The sequence below is a fragment of the Acidimicrobiales bacterium genome, assembly GCA_022452145.1.
In the GTDB taxonomy this organism is placed as follows: Bacteria; Actinomycetota; Acidimicrobiia; order Acidimicrobiales; family MedAcidi-G1; genus UBA9410.
In genome coordinates this window covers 61,176-82,659 of the sequence record JAKURY010000004.1, presented here as the reverse complement: position 1 = coordinate 82,659, position 21,484 = coordinate 61,176, and the positions used below count along the sequence as shown (strand labels likewise).

Annotated in this window: 17 protein-coding genes; 14 read left to right on the top strand and 3 right to left on the bottom strand. The window is 68.9% G+C overall.

The features are described from left to right. Positions 1 to 35: 35 nt before the first annotated feature. Positions 36 to 3,380, bottom strand: coding sequence for a UvrD-helicase domain-containing protein (locus tag MK177_02430; GenBank protein ID MCH2426173.1), 3,345 nt, complete (start codon positions 3,378 to 3,380; stop codon positions 36 to 38). Next, on the bottom strand, positions 3,373 to 6,528 hold the full coding sequence (locus MK177_02425) for a PD-(D/E)XK nuclease family protein (protein ID MCH2426172.1): 3,156 nt from the start codon (positions 6,526 to 6,528) through the stop codon (positions 3,373 to 3,375). The genes MK177_02430 and MK177_02425 overlap by 8 nt, the downstream gene beginning before the upstream one ends. A 92-nt stretch (positions 6,529 to 6,620) precedes the next feature. On the opposite strand from MK177_02425, the gene MK177_02420 reads away from it, so the two are divergent. Together MK177_02420 and MK177_02415 are read left to right on the top strand one after the other, a co-directional pair. Next, the gene (locus MK177_02420) at positions 6,621 to 8,198 is read left to right on the top strand and encodes an acyl-CoA synthetase (GenBank protein MCH2426171.1); all 1,578 of its coding nucleotides are present in this window, start codon (positions 6,621 to 6,623) and stop codon (positions 8,196 to 8,198) included. 59 nt (positions 8,199 to 8,257) lie between these two features. Continuing rightward, on the top strand, positions 8,258 to 9,112 hold the full coding sequence (locus MK177_02415) for a phytanoyl-CoA dioxygenase family protein (GenBank protein ID MCH2426170.1): 855 nt from the start codon (positions 8,258 to 8,260) through the stop codon (positions 9,110 to 9,112). A 19-nt stretch (positions 9,113 to 9,131) separates the two neighbouring features. Here MK177_02415 and MK177_02410 read toward each other — a convergent pair whose 3' ends face one another. Then, a complete protein-coding gene (locus tag MK177_02410; protein MCH2426169.1) occupies positions 9,132 to 10,436 on the bottom strand; it encodes an inositol-3-phosphate synthase in 1,305 nt (434 codons plus the stop codon). A 113-nt stretch (positions 10,437 to 10,549) separates the two neighbouring features. Between MK177_02410 and MK177_02405 the strand changes: the two genes are divergently transcribed. From MK177_02405 to atpD, 12 genes are all read left to right on the top strand, one after another. After that, positions 10,550 to 11,425 (top strand): LysR family transcriptional regulator, encoded by an 876-nt coding sequence (locus MK177_02405; GenBank protein ID MCH2426168.1) that lies wholly within the window; start codon positions 10,550 to 10,552, stop codon positions 11,423 to 11,425. A 152-nt stretch (positions 11,426 to 11,577) separates the two neighbouring features. Further along, positions 11,578 to 12,822: a serine hydroxymethyltransferase gene (locus tag MK177_02400; protein ID MCH2426167.1), complete on the top strand. Its 1,245-nt coding sequence runs from the start codon at positions 11,578 to 11,580 to the stop codon at positions 12,820 to 12,822. 47 nt (positions 12,823 to 12,869) lie between these two features. Further along, positions 12,870 to 14,108, top strand: a complete 1,239-nt coding sequence (locus tag MK177_02395; protein ID MCH2426166.1) for an undecaprenyl/decaprenyl-phosphate alpha-N-acetylglucosaminyl 1-phosphate transferase — start codon at positions 12,870 to 12,872, stop codon at positions 14,106 to 14,108. Positions 14,109 to 14,148: 40 nt separating this feature from the next. Continuing rightward, positions 14,149 to 14,469: an AtpZ/AtpI family protein gene (locus MK177_02390; protein ID MCH2426165.1), complete on the top strand. Its 321-nt coding sequence runs from the start codon at positions 14,149 to 14,151 to the stop codon at positions 14,467 to 14,469. Continuing rightward, complete coding sequence (locus tag MK177_02385) at positions 14,466 to 14,912, top strand: ATP synthase subunit I (GenBank protein MCH2426164.1); 447 nt, start codon at positions 14,466 to 14,468, stop codon at positions 14,910 to 14,912. The genes MK177_02390 and MK177_02385 overlap by 4 nt, the downstream gene beginning before the upstream one ends. After that, positions 14,909 to 15,685, top strand: coding sequence for a F0F1 ATP synthase subunit A (atpB, locus tag MK177_02380; protein MCH2426163.1), 777 nt, complete (start codon positions 14,909 to 14,911; stop codon positions 15,683 to 15,685). Before MK177_02385 ends, atpB begins: the two co-directional genes overlap by 4 nt. 111 nt (positions 15,686 to 15,796) lie before the next feature. Beyond that, positions 15,797 to 16,054, top strand: coding sequence for an ATP synthase F0 subunit C (gene atpE / locus MK177_02375; GenBank protein ID MCH2426162.1), 258 nt, complete (start codon positions 15,797 to 15,799; stop codon positions 16,052 to 16,054). Positions 16,055 to 16,086: 32 nt separating this feature from the next. Continuing rightward, positions 16,087 to 16,812 (top strand): F0F1 ATP synthase subunit B, encoded by a 726-nt coding sequence (atpF, locus tag MK177_02370; GenBank protein MCH2426161.1) that lies wholly within the window; start codon positions 16,087 to 16,089, stop codon positions 16,810 to 16,812. Beyond that, positions 16,805 to 17,335, top strand: a complete 531-nt coding sequence (gene atpH / locus MK177_02365; GenBank protein ID MCH2426160.1) for an ATP synthase F1 subunit delta — start codon at positions 16,805 to 16,807, stop codon at positions 17,333 to 17,335. Before atpF ends, atpH begins: the two co-directional genes overlap by 8 nt. Positions 17,336 to 17,365: 30 nt before the next feature. Next, a complete protein-coding gene (gene atpA / locus MK177_02360; protein MCH2426159.1) occupies positions 17,366 to 18,985 on the top strand; it encodes a F0F1 ATP synthase subunit alpha in 1,620 nt (539 codons plus the stop codon). Positions 18,986 to 19,078: 93 nt separating this feature from the next. Then, positions 19,079 to 20,017 carry a F0F1 ATP synthase subunit gamma gene (locus MK177_02355; protein MCH2426158.1) on the top strand — a complete coding sequence of 313 codons (939 nt, stop codon included), beginning with the start codon at positions 19,079 to 19,081 and terminating at the stop codon, positions 20,015 to 20,017. A 40-nt stretch (positions 20,018 to 20,057) separates the two neighbouring features. Next, the gene (atpD, locus tag MK177_02350) at positions 20,058 to 21,476 is read left to right on the top strand and encodes a F0F1 ATP synthase subunit beta (GenBank protein ID MCH2426157.1); all 1,419 of its coding nucleotides are present in this window, start codon (positions 20,058 to 20,060) and stop codon (positions 21,474 to 21,476) included. Positions 21,477 to 21,484 lie beyond the last annotated feature (8 nt).

The window sequence follows — 21,484 nt, the reverse complement described above, 5'->3', positions numbered from 1 at the left end:
CTTGGCTCAGGATGGCACGTCGGACCGGCGCTGGTTCAGTTGGCGTCCGGCCTGCCGAGGCTGGGGGCCTGCGCCGCCAGCAGGGCCTCGACCTCGGCGACGGCAGCATCGAGGTTGTCGACCCGGCGCTCGACGGCCGGGGTGCCGTCGGGCCCGCCCACGAAGCAGAAGACCATGCGGTGGACGGGCCGACCGGTGGTCCGACCGAGGGCGAGGGCGTAGGCGGCGCCCTGGTGCCGGTAGCGGGCGACCTTGGCATCGAGGTCGACATCGTCGGTGAAGGCGTCGGTCTTGTAGTCGAGGACCGTGAGGCCGTCGACGCCGTCTTCGGTTGAGCGCCACGCCAGGTCGAGGTAGCCCTCGAGGAGTACGTCGTCGTTGATCGGCACGGCTACGTAGAGCTCGCGCCAGTGCTCGACAGCAGCAGCGGCCCGCACCGAGGGTGCCGCAAGAGCGGCGGCGACCTTTGCGACGACAGCATCGGGATCGACGTTCTCGGCTGTCGCCGCTGCAAGTCCCTCGGCGCTGCCGTCACCTGCCAAGTCGGTGACCTCGAGGGCCTGGTGCACAGCTCGCCCGATCGCCGGACCGTGCCGTCCGGCCTCGCCGTGCCACCGGCGTTCGGCCTCGTCGTCCGGTTCGGCGTCGTCGGCAGCCAGCGATGTGGCCGAGACGGTGCGCCGCCTCTCGCCACCGACCCGGGCGTTGTCGAGTTCGACAGCCCAGGTTGCCTCGTCAGGGATCGGCGTAGTGTCGGGTGGGAGCAGCGCCGGCAGCGGAAGCACGGTCGGCTCGAGCACCACGTGCGTGTCGAGGTCGGCCGAGGCGGTGGCGAGGATCTCGGCGTTGGTCACCGTGCCAGTGTGGTCGGGCTCCTTGGCCGGCGTGCTGCGGTGCAGGGCGAGGACTAGGTGGTCGCGGGCACGGGTGGCGGCTACATAGAGGAGGCGTAGCCGCTCGAGGTGGTCGGCATCGAGCAGGGCGTCGGCGTGGGCCCGATGGGCGGCGTTCGCCAGCTTCTTGGTGAGCGCCACGGCGATGCCACCCTCCTCGGGGAAGTGGACGGCCATTCCGCCGCTCATGCGCTTGCTGCCGAGGTCGGCGAGGACGCAGATCGGGAACTCGAGGCCCTTGGCGCCATGCATCGTGAGGATTCGCACGGCGTTGTCATCGGGTTCCGGCGGCACGACCTCGTCGACCCGGACGTCGTCCGCCGCATGGAGGCGGCACCAGGCCAGGAACGACCGGAGGTCGCTGCCCCGTGTCTCGCCGAAGGCCCGTGCCGTGTCGAGGAACGTGCGGATGCGTCGCCATGCGTCGCGGGGCCGCGGCGAACAGAGCGCCAACTCCATGGCGCGACGGTCCCGCACGAGGTGGCCGACCAGGTCGGCAGCCCCCTCCCAGGGCCGTCGGGCGTGCATGGTCGCCATCCAGGCGATGCCCTCGAGCACCGGGTGGTCGTCGGAGAGGCCGGAGGAGCCGGGGTCCTGGTGGTTCCAGCGCCCACCGGCCGAGGTGAACTCGAACAGGTCGTCGTCGCCGCAGCCGAAGAGAGGCGAGCGCAGTGCCGTGGCCAGGGCCAGTTCGTCCGTGGGGTCGTCGACGGCCCGGAGGGTGGTCAGGAGGTCGCGGACCTCGTCGGTGGCCAGGGGGTTGAAGCCCGCTTCGATGCGGTAGGGGATCCCGGCATCGGTGAGTGCGGCGGCCAGGGCGTCGACCGGGGTACGACTGCGGACGAGGATGGCTATGTCGCGGGGTTGGCAGGGTCGCCAGGCCTCGACGGGTGGGCTGCCGTCGGCGGCCGGCTTCAACTCGTTGACAACCGTCCAGCCCTCGGCCAGTGCCGTGCTCACGACGGCGGCGACATCGGCTGCCGACGTTGCACGGAGGTCGTCGGCACCGCGCTTTTCCGAATCGTCGGCGCCGAGTAGCACAACCGGGGGACCGGTGGAACCGTCAACCCGGGCGGGAACCAGGGGCGTGTACTCGGGTTGTTTCCGGTGCCGGTGGTCGATGAGGCGTTCGAACACGGCGTTGACCCAGTCGAGGATGGGCACGGTGGTCCGGAAGTTCTGCTCGAGGTGCACGGCGTTGTCGCCAAAAGCCTCGCGGGCGTCGAGGTAGACGGCCATGTCGGCCCGTCGGAACCCGTAGATCGACTGCTTCGGGTCGCCGACGAAGAACAGCGACCCGGGCCGGGGGCGCAGTCGGCGCCAGTCGTCCGTGACGGTGTCTGGGTCGGCGATGAGGGCTGCCAACTCGATCTGGAGCGGGTCGGTGTCCTGGAACTCGTCGAGCAGGAGGCAGCGGTAGTGGTCGGCGAGAGCGGCGCGCACGGCGAGCCCATGGCCTGATTCGGTCAGGACGCGCCGAGCCAGGACCAGCAGGTCGTGGAAGCCGAGCTGCCCCTGCCGCCGCCGCTTTTCGGCGGCTTCGACCGCACCACGGCCCACGACCTCTACCAGGCGGTCGATTACCTCGTCGTTGAGCCGTTGCACCTCGGCTTCGATGCGGTCGTCGGCAGACCAGAGTTGGTCGCGCACCTGATCGATGGGGACGCTGCCCGCCCAGTTCTTCTTGTTGCCGACCTTCTTCCGGCTGGTGACGTCCTTGCGGTCGCCGAGGACCCGGACCACGGAAAGGGGGTTGCCATCAGCCTCTTGGAGTTGGTCGGCGATCGCCTCGACCCGGTCGAGGCGATCGAGCATCGTGTCCGCCTGGGCGGTGCAGTGTTCGCGGAGGTCAACCACCTCACGCAGGTCGGCGAGCAACGGCCCGATGTCGATCGGCCGGGGATCGGGCGTGGACACCAGCCGGTCATCGACGAGGTCCCAGTTGTCGTCGAGTCGGTGAGCCATGTCGCGGAGGAGGCGGAGGCTGATGCCGAGTTCGAAGGCGACCAGCACCGTGAAGGCGTGCTGTGGATCGCCGAGCAGCGTGTCGACGACTCCGGCCCAGCGCTCATCGAAGTCAACCAAAGACGACACCTCGTCCATGACCTCTACCGCCGGCGGCAGCCCGGCCTCGATGGGGTGCTCGACGAGGATCCGCTGGGCGAAGGCGTGGAGGGTGCACAGCGCAGCCCCGTCGAGTTCCACGAGCGCCCGGCCGGCGGCCTCGGCCTCGGTACCCTTCCCGGTGGCCATCGCCTCGAGGCGGCGACGGACCCGGTCACGGAGTTCGGTGGCCGCCCGGTCGGTGAACGTAATGGCGGCGATGTGCTCCACGGACACGCCCGAGACCACGAGGGACACGATGCGGTCGACGAGGGCGCTGGTCTTGCCGGTTCCGGCACCGGCCTCGACGAACAGGGTCGTCTCGAGGTCGCCGACGATGCGGTCACGCGCCGCCTGGTCGATGGGCACGGTCGGCTCAGGCACCGGAGCCTCCGAGGTCGATGACGGCGATCGGTCCGTCGTCGGGCAGGTCGCCGATGAGGCGGCGGTAGTCGTCGAGTCGGGGGTCGAGGCGCTTGCGGTCCCAGAGGTCGGTGCGGGACTTCGTGCCCAGGTCGTCGGGGTCGCAGTAGTCGCAGCCGATGCCGTACGAGGACTTCGGTGGGCGGGCTGGGAAGAGTCCCCGTTCGATGCCGTCCACGATCGTGGTCAGGACGAGGTCGAACCGTTCGAGCACGGGATCGGACAACGGGTGCCCGACGACCCGGCCGCCGTCGGTGAGGAACCAGTAGCGGGCCTCAACATCGGCGTCCGGTCTCGCCAGGCGTTCTCGGGCTGCGAGTCCGTAGAGCGGCAACTGGAGGTACTGGCCATTGGCATCGGGCAAGTCTTCGCTGACCTTGTTGTAGTACTGCTTCTTCCCGGTCTTGAAGTCGGTGACGACCAGCCCGCCGCCGACGGCTCGGTCGACGCGGTCGATCCGCCCGCGGAACCGGAGCGTGCGGCCGTCTGAGAGGTGGAGGACGAAGGGCTCGGCGCCGTCGAACCCGAACGCCATCTCGGCGGCGACCGGGGTGAGGAGGTCATCGCTGCGTCGTTCGTCGTCCTGGAAGAGGAACTCCTGGAGGGCTCGCCGAAGGCGACCGCCGTCGCGCTGCCACAGGAGGGGTCGTCCTGTGAGGCCACGGGACTCGACCAGGGCGAACTCCTCGTCGCAGATGCGGTCGAGGCGTTGGTGGTGGGCGGGACCCCAGGGGACGTCGGGGGAGGGCAGGTCATCGGCCTCGATCGACTCGGTGAGGAAACGGTCGAGGATCTCGTGGGCAAGCGATCCGCGTGCCAGAGGCGTGATGCCGTCCTCGTCGGCGGGCTCGTCGAGGGACCCGACTCCGAGGACGTACCGCATGAAGTAGGCGTACGGGCACCTGACCCAGTTCTCGAGCCGGGTGGCGGAGAGGATGGTGTGGCCGTCGGCGGGCGAGGGGAGTTCGACGCCGTCGAGCAGGCCGTCGAAGCGGGTCAGTTCCGGATCCTCCCGTCCCCGGACGAGGGCGATGCCGCGGTCGAGCACCACGTCGGTCAGTCGTCGGTCGCTCACGTCGGGGAGGAGGCCCCGGTGGCGGTCGCGGAGGAGTTCGGCAAGTGCGTACTCGTGGTGGTCGGCCGGATGGTCGAGCTGTTCGAGAGACTGGGCGAAGGACGACGACGTGGCGAACCAGTCGCTTTCGAGGGCTTCGAGTTGGGCCGGGTTGGGTCGTTCGCCGAGTTCGGCTTCGACCTGGTCGAGCAGCCATCGAGATGGCACGGCCTCGGTCCTGGAGCCGAAGTCGCCACGGGAGAACACCAGCACCCGGTCGGTCGCACCGGCAGCGAACGTGGCGAGGAGGCTGCGGTGGAGGTCGGCCTGGCGTTCAGCTCGCAGGGTGAGTGCCCCGTCAAGGGTGCGGCGGACGGCGTCGGCCAGCAGCGGGTCATCGCGTCGGCGGGACGGGGTGACCCCCTCGGCGAGGCCGACGACGACCACCCGGTCGAAGTCAAGTCCGGCGGTGGCCCCGAAGCCGCCGACGAACACGCCGTTTCCGAACCGGCCCTCGCGGTCAACCTCGCGGTCGAGCCCGTCGGCAACGGCTCGCCGGAAGTTGGCAAAGCCCGGAGCGGCCTCGATCGTTCCGAGGCCTGCGAGGTTACGGAGCAGGTCGCCGACCCGGACGTGGGCGTCGGCCTCCTCGGGTGGCCAGTTGGCACGGTCGGCCGGCGACCCCAGGTAGCGCTCGAGGAGTCCGGCGGCCCAACGGGTCAGGCCCGGCCAGTCGGTCGGGTGTTCCTCGGGATTGAGGTCGTCGGCGAGGCGCTGGACGAACGCCAGCAGGTCGTCGGCCCGTGCCCTGCGCTCACGGGGCCCGCGCAGCCGGGACTCGTCGGCGCCCTCGGCCTCGAGTTCGGTGAGTCGGACGTCCTGGTCGTCGGCGTACCGCTCAAGTCGTTCCTGCCACTGGGAGATCCCGGCGGCGACACTGGCCTCGCGGGACAGCCGCTCCCAGGCGGTGACCGGCACGGGTCGGCTGTCGATGCCGAGGATGGCCCCCGAGGACAGCACCGCCATGACGGCGGTCCGGGCGAGGTCGTGGTCGGGGAGGGCGAGCAGTGCCAGCAGGGTGCGCCCGGTGAGGGACTCTCCCAGTCGCCGGCCGGCCACGCCGTTGAACGGCACATCGGCGGCGGCGAGGTGCTGGTGGAGCAGTCGGGCGTAGCGGTCGTTGCCCGGGTGGGCGATCGCCATGTGGTTGAACGCGATGCCGGCCCTCGCCCCAGCGAGCACCTCGCGGACCGCCAGCCGTGCCTCTTCGTCGGGGTCGGCGACCGAGCGCACCAGTAGGTGCGACGCAGCCACTGCGGGTGGTTCGGTGGGGAGCGTGCCGCCCAGCCGCCCGACCAGGTGGCGCAGGGGTGCATCGGCCTCGGCGTCGCCGGTGTGGGCGGCGACGGCGGCGACCGGGCCGTTGGCCGCCAGTGCCTCAAGGAGTGCGAGGCCCGACGCCGGGAGCCGTTCAGGGAGGTGGAGCACGACAGCGCCCAGCCCGTCGAACAGGGGGTGCCTGGCGGCAACGGTGGCCGCGGCAGCCCGGTGCAGGTCGACCTCGTCGACGTAGCAGTCGGCTAGGCGGCCGTGGACTTCTCGATGAAGCCGCACCACCTCGGCGGCCCGCGGACCGGCGTCGGCCAGTGCCGTGAGGGCGTGGTCGTCGAGTTCGCGTAACTCGCGGTGGACCCGGATCAGCGCCCGCTCGGTCGCGGGGTGGCGGGCAACCGGCCGTAGGAGGTCGGCCGACGCCGTGAGGACGGACCGCACTGCAGCACCCACGACGGGGTCGGTGACCCTGCGGCGCTCGCCGGGAAGCGAAGGCCCAGCCAGCAGGCGGGCGAGGCCCAGGACGGTCTCGAAGCGGACTGCGGCCAGTCCGGCGGGCGAGCCGGCGGCCAGCGTGCGCCTAGCCGAAACGCCCACGAGGTTCGACGGCACCACCACGGTGACGGGAGCCAACGGGTCGTCGCCCTTAGCCGCTGTGATGGCGTCTGCGAGTGCGGCGGTGGCGGGCGCCCCGCAGGCGGTGAAGGTGAAGGTCGTCTTCATGTCGGATCAAAGAGTAGGCACCTCGTGTGACTACCCATCCGCGTCGCACCCGCCTCGGTCCCACGTGACGTCCAGCGGTACGGTCCGGCGTCATGAGCGACGACACCTCCGCCCCTGAACTGGCGCTGACCGAGTACCCGGGCCACTGGGCCACCGAGGACCCCGGCCGTCTCGCTATCGTCATGGCTGGCTCCGGCGAGACGATGACCTTCGGCGAACTCCACGAGCAGGCGTGCCGCATCGCCAATCTGTTCCGCAGTCTCGGGTTGGGGTTCGGCGACCACATCGCCTTCTGTCTCGAGAACCGGATCGAGTTCCTGCCGCTCGTCTGGGGCGCCCACTACGCCGGCCTCCGATACACGGCGGCTTCATCCCGGCTGACCGCCGACGAGTTGGCCTACATCGTCGACGACTGCGGCGCTCGCATGTTCGTCACCTCCCCCTACAAGGAGGACGTGCTGGCCGAGGTCACCGCTGCAACGCCGAACGTCGAGGTCCGCTTCTCGATCGGCGGCGAACTGCCCGACCACGCCCCCTTCGAGGACGCCGTCGCTGCCCAGTCCTCTGACGCCGATCCCGACTGGGTGAGCGGCACCGACATGCTCTACTCGTCGGGCACCACCGGCCGGCCGAAGGGGGTTAAGCGGACCCTGGTCCCCGAGCCGCTCGGCACGGCCGGATCCATCTCGGCGATGGCGCAGGTCCTGTTCGGCTCACAGCCGGGAGGCACCTACCTCTCGCCTGCGCCGCTGTACCACGCGGCGCCGCTGCGCTTCTGCATGGGCTACCTGGGCCTCGGCACCACCATCATCGTGATGGAGAAGTTCGACCCCGAGCAGTCCCTGGCCCTGATCGAGCGCCACGGCGTCACCGACAGCCAGTGGGTGCCCACCATGTTCGTGCGGATGCTCAAACTCGACGATGACGTCCGAGCCCGGTACGACGTGTCGACAATGCGGGTCGCCATCCACGCCGCCGCCCCCTGCCCGGTCGAGGTGAAGCGCCGGATGATCGACTGGTGGGGACCCGTGCTCTACGAGTACTACGCCGGCACCGAGGGCACCGGCCTCACGTTCACCAACTCCGAGGACTGGCTGGCCCACCCAGGCACGGTCGGAAAGGCGCTGATGGGCGAGGTCGTCATCGTCGACGACGAGGGAAACGAGCTCCCGGCCGACGAGGAGGGCGGCATCTACTTCCGCTCGGACATCAAGGTCGAGTACCACAACGACCCGGAGAAGACGGCCGCTGCCCGCCTGGGCGAGGACCTCTCGACCCTCGGCGACGTGGGCCGGCTCGACGATGACGGGTTCCTCTACCTCACGGACCGCAAGGCGTACATGATCATCTCGGGCGGGGTGAACATCTATCCCCAGGAGACCGAGAACGTCCTCACTATGCACCCCTCGGTGTTCGACGTGGCTGTGTTCGGCGTACCCAACGACGACTTCGGCGAGGAGGTAAAGGCCGTGGTCCAGCCGGCTGACGGCGCCGTCCCCGGCGCGGAGCTCGAACGCGAGTTGATCGCCTACTGCCGGTCACACCTCGCCGACGTGAAGTGTCCCCGCAGCATCGACTTCCGCGATGAATTGCCCCGTCACCCGACCGGCAAGCTCTACAAGCGCCTCCTCAAGGACGAGTACTGGCAGGACCACCCGGCCAATATCTGACCGGGTGCCGCTGCTACATTGCCGCGCTCTGCACAGGTTCTGAACGACACGTGGGTCCGATGGGCGTCGCCGAACTGGTTACCGACGAAGTGGTCGACGTCTATTCGCGTGACGGCGCTGTGTGCCTGCGACAGGCGTTCGGTCCCGGATGGATCGACATGCTGACCGCCGGCATCGAGCGCAACATCGCCGAGCCGTCCGGCCGGGGCCGCTTCTGGGACCGGGATGCTGACGGGCACACCACCTTTTACGACAGCCAGTCGTGGATGCACATCCCCGAGTACCGCGACTTCGCCTTCCACTCCGACATGGCGGAGATCGCCGGGTGGCTCATGGAGGTCGAGGCCGTCAACTTCTTCTTCGACGCCGTGTTCGTCCGTTCCGCAGGGACGCAGTTCCGCACCCCATTTCACCAGGACGAGCCGTACTGGTCGGTCGAGGGGTTCGACACCTGCTCGGCATGGATGCCGCTGGTGGCCGTCGAGCGGGCCAGCACCCTCGAGTTGGTGGCCAGGTCGCACCGGTGGACGCAGAAGCTCGTGCAGGAGAACTTCGGGGCGCTCACCGGCGACGATCGGGACCAGGTGGCATTCGATGACGACGCCGTGGCGTTCCCCGACGTCGAGGGCAGCCGGGACGACTACGAAATCCTCGGCTGGGACATGGAGCCCGGCGACGTGGTCGTGTTCAACGCCCGCATGGTCCACGGCGGGTCCGGCAACCTCGCCCCCGACCGGGACCTGAAGGTGTTCAACACCCAGTGGTTGGGCGACGACGTGCGTGTGCTGTTTCGCCCCGAGGGCATGGACCCCGACAACACGGCCGTCATGACCCAAGTGGGCCTGTCGTCGGGTTGCCGCATCGGCACCGACCTCTACCCTGAGCTCTGGCGCCGGGAACCCGCCAACGCCTGAAGACCAGAGGGCAGCCGGGTCAGCCGGCTTCGGAGTGGGTGACGGGTTGTTCGCCCATCCATTCCCTCAGCGTGTTCTTCAGCTTGGTCTGCTGGATGAACAGGTCGTGTTCAGCGCCGGCCTCGCCGGCCGCCTGCGGTGCTTTCAGGTAGAAGGACAGCCACTCCTGCACACCCGACTGGCCGGCCCTGTGGGCGAGGTCCAGGAACAGCGCCAGGTCCAGGACGATCGGGGCGGCCAGGATCGAGTCACGGCAGAGGAAGTCCACCTTTATCTGCATCGGGTAGCCCATCCATCCAAAGATGTCGATGGCATCCCACCCCTCCTTGTTGTCCCCGCGGGGCGGGTAGTAGTTGATCCGCACCACGTGGTCGATGTTGCCGTAGAGCTCCGGGTAGGAGTCCGGCTGGAGGATGGCATCCAGCACTCCCAGCTTGGACATCTCCTTGGTCTTGAAGTTCTCCGGGTCGTCGAGGACCTCACCGTCGCGGTTCCCCAGGATGTTGGTGGAGTACCAGCCGCGAAGGCCCAGCATCCGGGCCTTGAATCCCGGGGCCAGGAGGGTCTTCATGAGGGTCTGGCCGGTCTTGAAGTCCTTGCCGGCGATCGGTACGCCGCGGCGGGCGGCCAACTGGATCATGCACGGCAGGTCCACGCTCAGGTTGGGAGCGCCGTTGGCGAACGGCACGTCGCTCATCAGAGCGGCGTAGACGTAGATCTGGCTGGGTGAGATGTTCTCGTCGCCGGCGCGAAGGCCCGCTTCGAACGCCTCGACGGAGTCGTGGACGGCGCTGGGCTCCTGGTAGGCCTCGGTCGAGCCACACCAGATCATGACCAGGCGGTCGCACTCGTTCTGGATGCGGAACCGTTCGATGTCCTCGATGAGCGCCTGGGCCTGCTCCCACTTGGCGGTCACGGACTTGACCCGGGTTCCTTCGAGCTTCTTGACCCAGCGCTGGTCGAAGACGGCGTCCATGGCGACGATGCCCTCCAGCTCGGCCGACACGGGAGCGAGGTCCCGCTCCTCGAGCACGCCACAGGTGCGGGCCGCCTCCAGCACGTTGGCCGAGATGGGGTCCCAGCCTCCGAAGACGATGTCGTCCAGCCCGGCCAGCGGAACGAACTCGCGGATGAGCGGGTTGCGGTCCTCGTCGCGGCTGCCTAGGCGGATGTGGGCCATCTGGCTGACCGAGCCGATGGGAGCGGTGAGGCCGTTCCGGGCGGCGATCACGCCGGCGATGAAGGTGGAGGCCACGGCTCCCATGCCCGGGGTGAGGATCCCGAGGCGGCCGGAAGCGGGTGCGATGTCCAGAGGTGTGTTCATGGCGGTTGAGGATAAGCACATGCTAATGATTTATAGCTAAGATTCAGGAAGACTGAACTGAGCATCAGCACACGTCAAGTGCCTCGCCACCCGCCGGACCAGGGAAACCACCGATGGTCGACCCGACGCTCCCGAACCTGACCGTCCAGCAGTTGGAATACATGGTGGCTGCCGCGGCCTCGCCGACCCGAGCGGCCGCGGCAGCTGGGCTGGGCGTGACGCCGTCGGCCCTCACCCAGGGCCTGGCCGAGCTCGAGCGGCGTGTCGGCGTACCGTTGTTCGAGCGCCATGGCCGCCAGACCAGGCTCCGACCGCAGGCCGCCGAGGTCCTCGCCCACGCCCGCCGGGTCGTGGCTGAGACCCGGGACCTGGCCCGGTGGGCCGAGACCCGGCGGAGCGGAAGCGCTGGCACGGTGAGGCTCGGCACCATCGACGCGGTGGCCGTCCACCACCGGGCCGCCGCCATCCGCCGCCACCGGCGGGTCAGCCCGGATCTCGACCTGAGGCTCACCGTGGCGCCCTCGGGAGCGCTGCTCGACTCGCTGCGCGTGGGCGACCTGGACCTGGTGGTCTGCGTCGAGTCGGCTGATCCACCGGTCGGCATCGACACCGTGATCTGCCTCGAGGAGCCGCTGCACGCCTACGCCCCGGACGGCGCCGCCGTCGGAGCCCCCGCGACCTGGGGGCCGTGGGTCACCTACCCCGACGGGTCCCATACGCGCAGCGTCATCGCCGCCGGCCTGATGGCGGTCGGGGCACCGTTCGAGGTGGTCGCCGAGTCCAACCAGCCGGACGTGCTCCGGGAGATGGTCCGCCTGGGCATGGGTTGGGCGGTGCTCCCCGAGGCACAGGCCGAGGCCGGCGTCGAGTCGCTGGAGCGGGTCCGTCGGCTTCCTATCGGGGTACGGCGCCTGGTGGTGGCCCGACGCTCGGGCGCCCCAGCCGATGCCGCCGTCGAAGCGCTGGCCACCGTGCTGGTCGAGGGCTGACCCGCTGCCGGTCGGGCCGGGTGACGACCCGGGGTCTGGACGGGTAGTCTCCCGGCGCGACTCCGGTCGTCATCGGCGATCTGGCCGATGATGCCGGGGTGCACCAGATCCGATCATCCTGCGACGTTCGCCCCTACCTTCAGGCGGCTCCCATGCCCTGGCCCACCTCCCGTGACGACGAGCTATTCGGCCACGTCCAGAACGAGCTCGAGCGGCAGAACACCACGCTGCAGCTGATCGCATCGGAGAACTTCGCCTCGCCGGCGGTGCTGGAGGCCAGCGGCTCGGTGCTGACCAACAAGTACGCAGAGGGCTATCCGGGCAAGCGGTACTACGGTGGCAACGTCCACGTTGACGAGGTCGAGGACCTGGCCCGCGAGCGGGTCAAGGCGCTGTTCGGCGCCGACCACGCCAACGTCCAGCCCCACTCGGGAGCCAACGCCAACATGGCCGTGTACCAAGCGCTCCTAGAGCCCGGCGACACCGTGCTGGGCCTCAGCCTCGACCACGGCGGCCACCTCACCCATGGATCGCCGGTCAACGCCAGCGGCAGGCTCTACAACTTCGTGTCCTACGGCCTGACCGGCAGCGACGAGCGCATCGACATGGACGAGCTGCGCGACAAGGCCAGGGCGGCCCGTCCGAAGATGATCGTGGCCGGCGCCACGGCCTATCCGCGGATCATCGAGGCGGCTCCGCTGCGGGAGATAGCCGACGAGGTGGGTGCCGTGCTCATGTTCGACGCCGCCCACATCGCCGGCCTCATCGCCGGCGGGGTGCACCCCAACCCGGTACCGCACTGCGACATCGTCACCTTCACCACGCACAAGACCCTCCGGGGCCCACGCGGCGGGTGCATCCTCACCCGGGAGGAGTATGCGGCGGCGATCGACAAGGCGATCTTCCCCGGCTCGCAGGGCGGACCACTGGAGCACCACATAGCGGCCAAGGCCGTGGCCTTCCGCGAGGCGGCCGATCCGTCGTTTGCCGACTACGCCCGCCAGATCGTGACCAACGCTTCGGCGCTGGCCGCCGCCCTTGTCGGCTACGGCCTCCGCCTGGTCACCGGCGGGACCGACAACCACCTGATGGTCGTCGACCTCCGCACCTTCGATGACGACATCACCGGCGCGGTGGCCCAGACGGTGCTGGACCGGGCCGGGATCACGCTGAACAAGAACACGGTCCCCGATGACCCGCGGTCACCGTTCGTGGCCAGCGGCGTGCGAATCGGCACCCCGTCGACCACCACCCAGGGGATGGCCGAGCCCGAGATGGCCGAGATCGCCGACCTGATGGTGCGGACGCTGCGGGGGCGGGACGACGACGCGGCCGTAGCCGCGGTCCGAGCCGACGTGAACGCCCTCTGCGCGCGGTTCCCCGTCTACGGGGGCTGAGCGGGCGACGGGTACGTTCGCCGCTGGGACCCTGAGGCTGATCCGACGTGCCGGGCATCGTTCCCCACCTAGTCGTCGGCGCCGTGGCCGCCCTGGTGACCGCCACGGCCACCCCGCTGGTCCGGCGCTTCGCCGTCGGCTCCGGCCTGCTGGTCGCCCCCGACGAGCGCAACGTCCACTCGGCACCCACCCCCCCGCTGGGCGGAACTGCGATGCTCCTGGGCCTGCTGGCCGGGGTCCTGGTCGCCTGGATGCTCGGAGACTTCCGGGAGGTGTTCGCCGCTCCGTCGGAGATGGTCGGCGTGGTGGCGGCTGCGGTCATCATCTGTGCAGTCGGGGTCATAGACGACGTGCGACCCGTGTCCGCACCGGCCAAGGTCGCCGGGATGGTGCTGTCCGGCAGCGTGCTGTCGCTGTCCGGCGTATCGCTGGTCGTGCTGCGCATCCCGTTCCTGGACGTCGTGCTGCTCTCGCCCGACCTGTCGGCCCTGCTCACAGTGGTGTGGGTGGTGCTCCTGGCCAACGCCCTGAACCTGACCGACGGGCTGGACGGCCTGGCGGCCGGCATCGCGGCCATCGCCGCGGCCACCTTCTTCCTGTACGCGATCCGCCTCGGAGACGAGGGGCTCCTCTTCGACGGAAATCCGGGATCGGTTCTGGCCATCATCGTGGTCGGGATATGCGTCGGCTTCCTGCCCCACAACGTCCACCCCGCCCGGATCTTCATGGGCGACGGCGGGGCGCTGCTCCTGGGCCTGCTCATGGCGGCCTCCACGGTCTCGGTGGGTGGTCGTACCGAGGCGGCCTACAGCGGCCAGTCGTTCTTCTTCTTCGCCCCCGTGTTCATCCCCGTGGTGATCCTCGGGGTGCCGTTGTTCGACATGGCCTTTGCCATCGTCCGGCGTGTGGCCACGCCCGGCCTGCACGTCACCGCCGCCGACAAGGAGCACCTGCACCACCGCCTGCTGCGCCTCGGCCATGGCCACCGCCGGGCCGTGCTGATCCTGTGGGGGTGGACGGCCCTGCTCTCCGGCTTCGTGCTCTGGCCCACCTACTCGGGCGACGGCGACGCCATCGTGCCGATCGGGATATTGGCCATCGGCCTGCTCCTCTTCACCGTGCTCCACCCGCGCCTCCGGACGACTCCGGCGACGAACGGGGCGGACTGGTCGGCAGGTTCGGACTGGTCAACGGGTTCGGGCGGGCCGGGCGGTTCGGGCGTGCCCAGTGGCGGTCCGGCGGGTGTGACCGATTCGGGGGTTGCCGGAGGGGGAGTTGGTGATTAGATTCACAAGCGCGTCCGGGGACCGTCGTCACCGGACCGCCATGCACGACGACCGTGGGGCCGATTGCGCCCACTGGCAGAGGACCATTCCGATGGCGCAGGCCGAGACGCGTGAGATGCGACAGGGCTTCAGCGACGCGTTCGCTGCCGCCTTCGAGCTCGTGGTAACGCCGGCCATATTCGGCTTCCTGGGCTGGCTCCTGGACGGCCGGCTGGGTACGACCCCGATCTTCACCGTCGCCTTCGTAGTGATCGCCCTCGCCTACTCGTCCTGGCGACTAGCCCACGACTACGGCGAGAGCCTGGAGCGGGCCCGAGCCGAGCGCCGGGCCACCTGGCAGGCCGAGGGCTCCCCGCTGTGAGCGTGGACGTGGAATCGGCAGCCCCGGAGTCGGCGATAGCGCGCGACCTGGTTCGCCGGGCCCTGTACGTGGCTCCGGCCTTCCTGCTCGTGGGCCTCCTGGGCTGGGGGACCACCGGCCTCTTCTCCACGGCGTTGGCGCTGGTGCTCGTGGCCCTCAACTTCCGCCTCGGCGCGGCGATCATCACCCGCGCCTCGCAGATCTCGCTAAACGCCCTGTTCGGTGCGGTCCTGGGTGGCTACATCGTCCGGCTCGGCCTCATGACGGCAGTCGTGCTGGTCGTGAAGGCCGGCGGATGGCTGGCCACCGTCCCGTTCGCAATCACCCTGCTCGTCACCCACCTAGGCCTGTTGACCTGGGAATCCCGGCACGTCGCAATGACGCTCGCCGCCCCGGGCCTCAGGCCCCGAAGTAGATCCCCACAGGAGAAGCGCTCCACGTGAACGTGCTCGCACTCGAGTTCCCGCCCATCAGCCACCTCTTCGAATGGCCTGAGATCGCGTTCCACGGGACCTTCTACGCCATCAACAAGACGGTGCTGGTCTACCTGGCCGCCGTGGCGATCACAGCGGCCATCTTCCTGGTGGCCGGCCGGAAGACCGGCTCGCTGGTGCCGGCCGGGGTCCAGCACGTCGCCGAGGCGGGCGTGACCTTCATCGAGGAGTCCGTGGTCATGGAGACCATCGGCGAGGAGGGCAAGAAGTTCATGCCCTTCCTGACCACGATGTTCTTCTTCATCCTCTTCTCGAACATCTTCGAGGTCGTCCCGGGCATCCAGTTCCCGGCCAACAGCCGCATGGCCATCCCGATCACCCTCGCCCTGGTCGTATGGGTCATCTACAACTACGTGGGCATAAGGTCCCAGGGCCTCGGCGGCTACCTCAAGAACTCGCTCTTCCCACCGGGCGTGCCGGTGGCCCTGTACCTGATCGTGACGCCGATCGAGTTGGTGTCGACGTTCATCGTGCGGCCCTTCTCCCTGGCCATCCGGCTCTGGGCCAACATGGTCGCCGGACACCTCCTGCTGGTCACGTTCGCAATCCTCAGCCACACCATGTTCACCAGTGGCATCATCGGCAAGGTCGGCTCGGTGGCACCGTTCGCAATGCTCACCATGATGACCGGCTTCGAGATCCTGGTCTCGGTGCTGCAGGCCTTCATCTTCACGATCCTCACCGCCGTGTACATCGGCGGCTCCCTCCACCCGGCCCACTAGGGCGCACACGATCACCGCCCGCCATCCGGCGGTCACGAGACCACCTACCAACACAAGATCTCCGGACCGGAAGCCCCGGCCGGGTTCCATGAGACAAATAGGAGAATCCAAGTGCTGAACGTTCTGGCGCAGACGGCAGCTGGTGAAATGCTCGAGGGCCTCAAGGCCATCGGTGCCGGCCTCGGTTACGGCCTCGCGGCCATCGGACCTGGTATCGGCATCGGAACGGTGGTCGGAAACGCCATCTCCTCGATGGCCCGCCAGCCCGAGTCGGCCGGCATGGTCCGGACCACGATGTTCTTGGGCATCGCCTTCACGGAGGCGCTCGCCCTGATCGGTTTCGTCGTCTTCATCCTCCTGATGCCCTGATCGGGTTCGACGAGCAGAGACGAGAAGAACCCATGACAAACCGACGGAACCGCCTGCTGGTGGCCCCGCTGCTCGCCCTCCTGGCGCTCCTGGTCTTTGCCGCCCCGGCATCCGCCTCGGGAGAGAGCGTCGGCTCCTGCATCGCCGAGAAGCTCGGAGAACTGATCGAGGAGAGTCACGGCGACCTCGAGGAGGTCCTGCACGAGCTGCACGTGGATGCCTCGATCGGAGACCACTTCGAGAAGAAGTGCATCGAGGCTCCCAGCCCGATCCTGCCCGAGACGAACGAGATCATCTGGGGAGGCTCCGCCTTCCTGATCCTCTTCGTGCTGATGGTCAAGAAGGGCTTCCCGGCCGTGAGGGGCGCCATGGACGCCCGCGCCGAGAAGATCCGGAGCGACCTGGACGCCGCCGAGCAGGCCAGGGTGGATGCCCAGTCGGTCCAGTCGGACTACGAGGCCCGGCTGGCCGATGCCAAGACCGAGGCCTCCCGGCTGATCGACGAGGCCCGCGTGGCTGCCGACCAGCTCAAGGGTGACCTGGCGGACCGCGCCGAGACCGACATCTCCGAGATGCGCGAGCGTGCCGCCGCCGGCCTCGAGTCGGAGCGAGCCCAGGCCATCGCCGACCTCCGTGCCGAGGTTGCCGGGATCGCCCTCGGTGCCGCCGAACGCGTGGTCCACGCCAGCCTGGATGCCGAGGTGCAGGGCCGGCTCATAGACGCCTACATCGACGAGGTGGCAGGCACCGATGGCTGATCCCAGGGTGGCCGGCTATGCCGAGGCACTGTTCGCCGTCGCTGCGGCGGAGGGTGACCTCTCCGTGGTCGAGGACGAGCTGTTCGGTTTCGCCCAGGCCCTCCGGTCCGACGACGACCTGGGTTCCACCCTGGCCGACCGGGCCCTGCCGATGGCGCGTCGCCTCCAGGTCGTCGAGGACCTGCTGGGTGCCAGGGCGTCTGCCGTCACCACGGCGCTGGTCTCGATGGTGGTCGGTGCCGGTCGGGCCGCCGAGCTGCCCGCCATCGTGGACGCCATGCTGGAGCGCAGTGCGGCCTCACGGAACAAGGCGGTTGCGACGGTGCGGAGCGCGGTCGACCTGACCGCCGACCAGCGCGAGCGCCTGGCCGCCGCAATCAACACCCGGACCGGTCGCGAGGTCGAGGTCAGGGTGGTCATCGATCCGTCCGTGCTGGGCGGCGTGGTCACCGAGATCGGTGACGACATCATCGACGGCAGCGTCCGACGCCGCCTCAACCAGCTCCGCGAGAGCTTTCGCTAGGCCGCGGGCCAGAGACGAGAGAGACACACAATGTCTGAACTGACGATCGACACGAATGAGATCGCCGCAGCGATCCGGAAGAACCTCGACGGTTTCGAGCCGAGCCTCGAGCAGACCCAGGTCGGGCGTGTACTCGAGGTGGGCGATGGAATCGCCCGCGTGTCGGGCCTTCCCGACGCCGCCGTCAACGAGCTGCTCCAGTTCGAGAGCGGCACGTTCGGCCTCGCCCTGAACCTGGACGAGCACTCCATCGGTGCCGTCGTCCTTGGCGAGGTGGACGACATCGAGGAGGGCCAGACCGTCCGCGCCACCGGCGACATCCTGTGGGTACCGGTCGGCGACGGCCTCCTGGGCCGTGTGGTGAACGCCCTCGGCGAGCCGATCGACGGCAAGGGTCCGCTCACCAACACGCAGCCCCGACGCATGGAGATCCAGGCGCCGGGGATCATGGGACGCAAGCCCGTCCACGAGCCGATGCAGACCGGCATCAAGTCCATCGACTCGCTCATCCCCATCGGTCGTGGCCAGCGCGAGTTGATCATCGGCGACCGCAAGACTGGCAAGACGACGATCGCAATAGACACGATCATCAACCAGGCCGGCCAGGGCATGAAATGCGTCTACGTGGCCATCGGCCAGAAGGCCTCCACGGTCGCCCAGACGGTCGCTGTGCTCGAGGCCCACGGGGCCATGGAGTACACCGTCGTGGTGGTAGCTCCGGCGTCCGACCCGGCGCCCTTCAAGTACCTCGCCCCGTACGCAGGCTGCGCCATCGGCCAGCACTGGATGGACAACGGCGGGCACGCCCTGGCGGTCTACGACGACCTCTCCAAGCAGGCCGAGGCGTACCGCCAGATGTCCCTGCTGCTGCGTCGCCCGCCGGGCCGCGAGGCCTACCCGGGTGACGTCTTCTACCTGCACAGCCGCCTGCTGGAGCGGGCCGCCAAGCTCAGCGACGACCTGGGTGCCGGTTCCATGACAGCCCTGCCGGTCATCGAGACCAAGGCCGGCGACGTCTCGGCGTTCATCCCGACCAACGTGATCTCGATCACCGACGGCCAGATCTTTCTGCAGGACGACCTCTTCAAGTCGGGCGTGCGGCCTGCCGTGGACGTCGGCATCTCGGTCTCCCGTGTCGGCTCGGCCGCCCAGGTGAAGGCCATGAAGACGGCCGTGGGCACGCTCAAGTCGGACCTCCAGCAGTTCCGCGAGCTGGAGTCGTTCGCCGCCTTCGGGTCGGACCTGGACGCCGTGTCCCAGGCCCAGCTGGACCGTGGCTACCGCCTCACCGAACTGCTCAAGCAGGGCCTCAACTCCCCGCTGGTTGTCGAGGAACAGGTCGTGCTGATCTGGGCGGGTACCCGGGGCCACCTGGACGGCATCGAGGTCACCGACGTGCGGCGCTTCGAGGCCGAGGTGCTGGACTGGTTCCGCACACGCCACAGCGACGTGCTCGCCGACATCCGGACCTCCGGGAAGATCGCCGACGAGGACGCCTTCGAGGCGTTGATCGCCGCGTTCGCCGAGCAGTTCCAGGGTTCGGCGTCGGATGTCGAGTCGGCCCCCGACGCAGAGTCCACCGACATCGAGTCGCACATCGTGGATGCCACCACGACGCTCCCCGAAGAGGACATCTCGGAGACCGAGTGAACCTCGTTACCTGCCTGCTGGGCTTCGCGACGTTCCGTACCGCAGCAGCGGTGTACGTCTTCGCGACGATCCCCCCGATGAAGGGAACGTCCCGTGGCCGGCGGTAGGGAACGGGTACTGCGACGCCGCATCGGCAGCGTCCAGAACACCAAGAAGATCACCCGCGCCATGGAGCTCATCGCAGCCACACGCGTCGTCAGGGCCCAGCGGCGGGCCCGAGCCGCCAAGCCCTACGCCGAGCAGATCACCTCGGTCATCGAGAACCTCGCCGCAGGTGGTGCCGAGATCGACCATCCGCTGCTCCGCCGGGCCGAGAAGGTCGCCCGCGTCGGCGTGGTTGTCATCTCCTCGGACCGCGGGCTGGCGGGCCCGTACAACTCGGCGGTCATCCGGGCTGCGGAACGCCAGGTGCAGAACGCCCGCTCGGAGGGCGCCGACTACGCCCTGATCGTGATCGGCAAGAAGGCCCGGGACTACTTCAGGTTCCGCAACTTCACGATCGACTTCTACACGGACGGCATCAGCGACAACCCCACCTACGAGGACGCCCGCCGGGTGGCCGAGACGGTGGCGTCGATGTTCACCGACGGCCGGGTGGACCGCGTCGAGCTCGTCTACACCGAGTTCATCAGCATCGGAAGCCAGAAGGTCGCCACCCGCCGCTTCCTGCCGCTGGAGAGCACCGAGACCATTGCCGCCGAGGGCGGCGGAGACGCCAGTATCAGGGGCTCTTTCGAGTTCGAGCCCTCTCCGGAGGCGGTGCTGGCCGCCCTGCTGCCGCGCTATGTGGAGGCCCGCCTGTTCGGCGCCCTGCTGGAGTCGGCGGCATCCGAGCACGCCAACCGCCAGCGCGCCATGAAGGCGGCCACCGACAACGCCGAAGAGCTGATCACCAAGCTCTCCCGAGAGATGAACCGGGCCCGCCAGGACTCCATCACCACCGAGATCATGGAGATCGTGAGTGGTGCCGAGGCGCTCGGATCCGATGACGAGACCACAGAGGTGCCCTTCGCCGCCGGCGTCGAGGCCTGAGAAGACACGTACGAGAACGAAGAAGGGCCAGGAGCAACAAATGACTGACACCGCGCTCACCGACGGTCACATTGTCGGCATCGCCGGACCGGTGATCGACGCCGAGTTCCCCATCGGGGACCTGCCGCAGATCAACACGGCGCTGGAGTTCGACGTCGTGATCGACGGCAACGAGGTCACCATCGTGGCCGAGGTAGCCCAGCAGATCGGCGATAGCCGGGTGCGGGCCATCGCCATGAAGCCCACCGACGGCCTAACCCGTGGCACAGCGGTGCGTAACACCGGCAAGGGCATCAGCGTGCCGGTCGGTGACGCCACCCTGGGTCACGTGTTCAGCGTGACGGGTGCAGGCTTGGACGACCCGACGGCCGGAGAGGGGGCGGAGCGCTGGGAGATCCACCGTCCGGCCCCGTCATTCGACTCGCTGGAGCCCAAGGCCCTGATGTTCGAGACCGGCGTGAAGGTCATCGACCTCCTCACCCCCTACCTGCAGGGCGGCAAGATCGGCCTTTTCGGTGGCGCCGGTGTGGGCAAGACGGTCCTCATCACCGAGATGATCAACCGCGTGGCCACCAACCACGGTGGCGTGTCGGTGTTCGCCGGAGTGGGCGAGCGGACCCGTGAGGGCACCGACCTCCGCCTGGAGATGGAAGAGTCGGGTGTGCTGGAAAAGGCTGCCCTGGTCTTCGGCCAGATGGACGAGCCGCCCGGTGTCCGCCTCCGGGTGGCGCTATCGGCCCTCACCATGGCCGAGTACTTCCGCGACGTGCAGGGTCAGGACGTGCTGCTGTTCGTCGACAACATCTTCCGGTTCGTCCAGGCCGGCTCCGAGGTGTCGACCCTGCTGGGCCGGATGCCCTCGGCCGTGGGCTACCAGCCGACGCTGGCCGACGAGATGGGCGACCTGCAGGAGCGGATCACCACGACCCGGGGCCGGTCGATCACCTCGATGCAGGCCGTGTACGTGCCCGCCGACGACTACACCGACCCGGCTCCGTTCACGTCGTTCACCCACTTCGACGGCACCACCGAGCTGAGCCGCGACATCGCCGCACTGGGCATCTACCCGGCCGTGGATCCGCTGGCATCCACGTCGACCATCCTCACCCCGGAGGTAGTCGGCCAGAAGCACTACGACACGGCCCGCCGTGTCCAGGAGATCCTCCAGCGCTACAAGGAGCTGCAGGACATCATCGCCATCCTCGGCCTCGACGAGCTCTCCGAGGAGGACCGGATCACGGTGTCCAGGGCCCGCAAGGTCCAGAGGTTCCTGTCCCAGCCTATGAACGTCGCCGAGGTCTTCACCGGCCTGCCAGGCGTGACAACCCCGGTCGAGGAGACCGTGGATTCGTTTGCCGCCCTCGTCGACGGCGAGCTGGACGACTTGCCCGAGCAGGCCTTCCTGAACGTCGGCGGCGCTGAGGACGCGCGGCGCAAGGCCCGCGAGCTGCAGGGCTGACCCGGGCA

What these genes read in the sequence shown, in the direction of transcription:
- MK177_02425 (MCH2426172.1), bottom strand. Translation starts at nt 6,528, where the DNA reads ATGAAGACGACCTTCACCTTCACCGCCTGCGGGGCGCCCGCCACCGCC.
- MK177_02420 (MCH2426171.1), top strand. Translation starts at nt 6,621, where the DNA reads ATGAGCGACGACACCTCCGCCCCTGAACTGGCGCTGACCGAGTACCCG.
- MK177_02415 (MCH2426170.1), top strand. Translation starts at nt 8,258, where the DNA reads ATGGGCGTCGCCGAACTGGTTACCGACGAAGTGGTCGACGTCTATTCG.
- MK177_02410 (MCH2426169.1), bottom strand. Translation starts at nt 10,436, where the DNA reads ATGAACACACCTCTGGACATCGCACCCGCTTCCGGCCGCCTCGGGATC.
- MK177_02405 (MCH2426168.1), top strand. Translation starts at nt 10,550, where the DNA reads ATGGTCGACCCGACGCTCCCGAACCTGACCGTCCAGCAGTTGGAATAC.
- MK177_02400 (MCH2426167.1), top strand. Translation starts at nt 11,578, where the DNA reads ATGCCCTGGCCCACCTCCCGTGACGACGAGCTATTCGGCCACGTCCAG.
- MK177_02390 (MCH2426165.1), top strand. Translation starts at nt 14,149, where the DNA reads ATGCACGACGACCGTGGGGCCGATTGCGCCCACTGGCAGAGGACCATT.
- atpF (MCH2426161.1), top strand. Translation starts at nt 16,087, where the DNA reads ATGACAAACCGACGGAACCGCCTGCTGGTGGCCCCGCTGCTCGCCCTC.
- atpH (MCH2426160.1), top strand. Translation starts at nt 16,805, where the DNA reads ATGGCTGATCCCAGGGTGGCCGGCTATGCCGAGGCACTGTTCGCCGTC.
- atpA (MCH2426159.1), top strand. Translation starts at nt 17,366, where the DNA reads ATGTCTGAACTGACGATCGACACGAATGAGATCGCCGCAGCGATCCGG.
- atpD (MCH2426157.1), top strand. Translation starts at nt 20,058, where the DNA reads ATGACTGACACCGCGCTCACCGACGGTCACATTGTCGGCATCGCCGGA.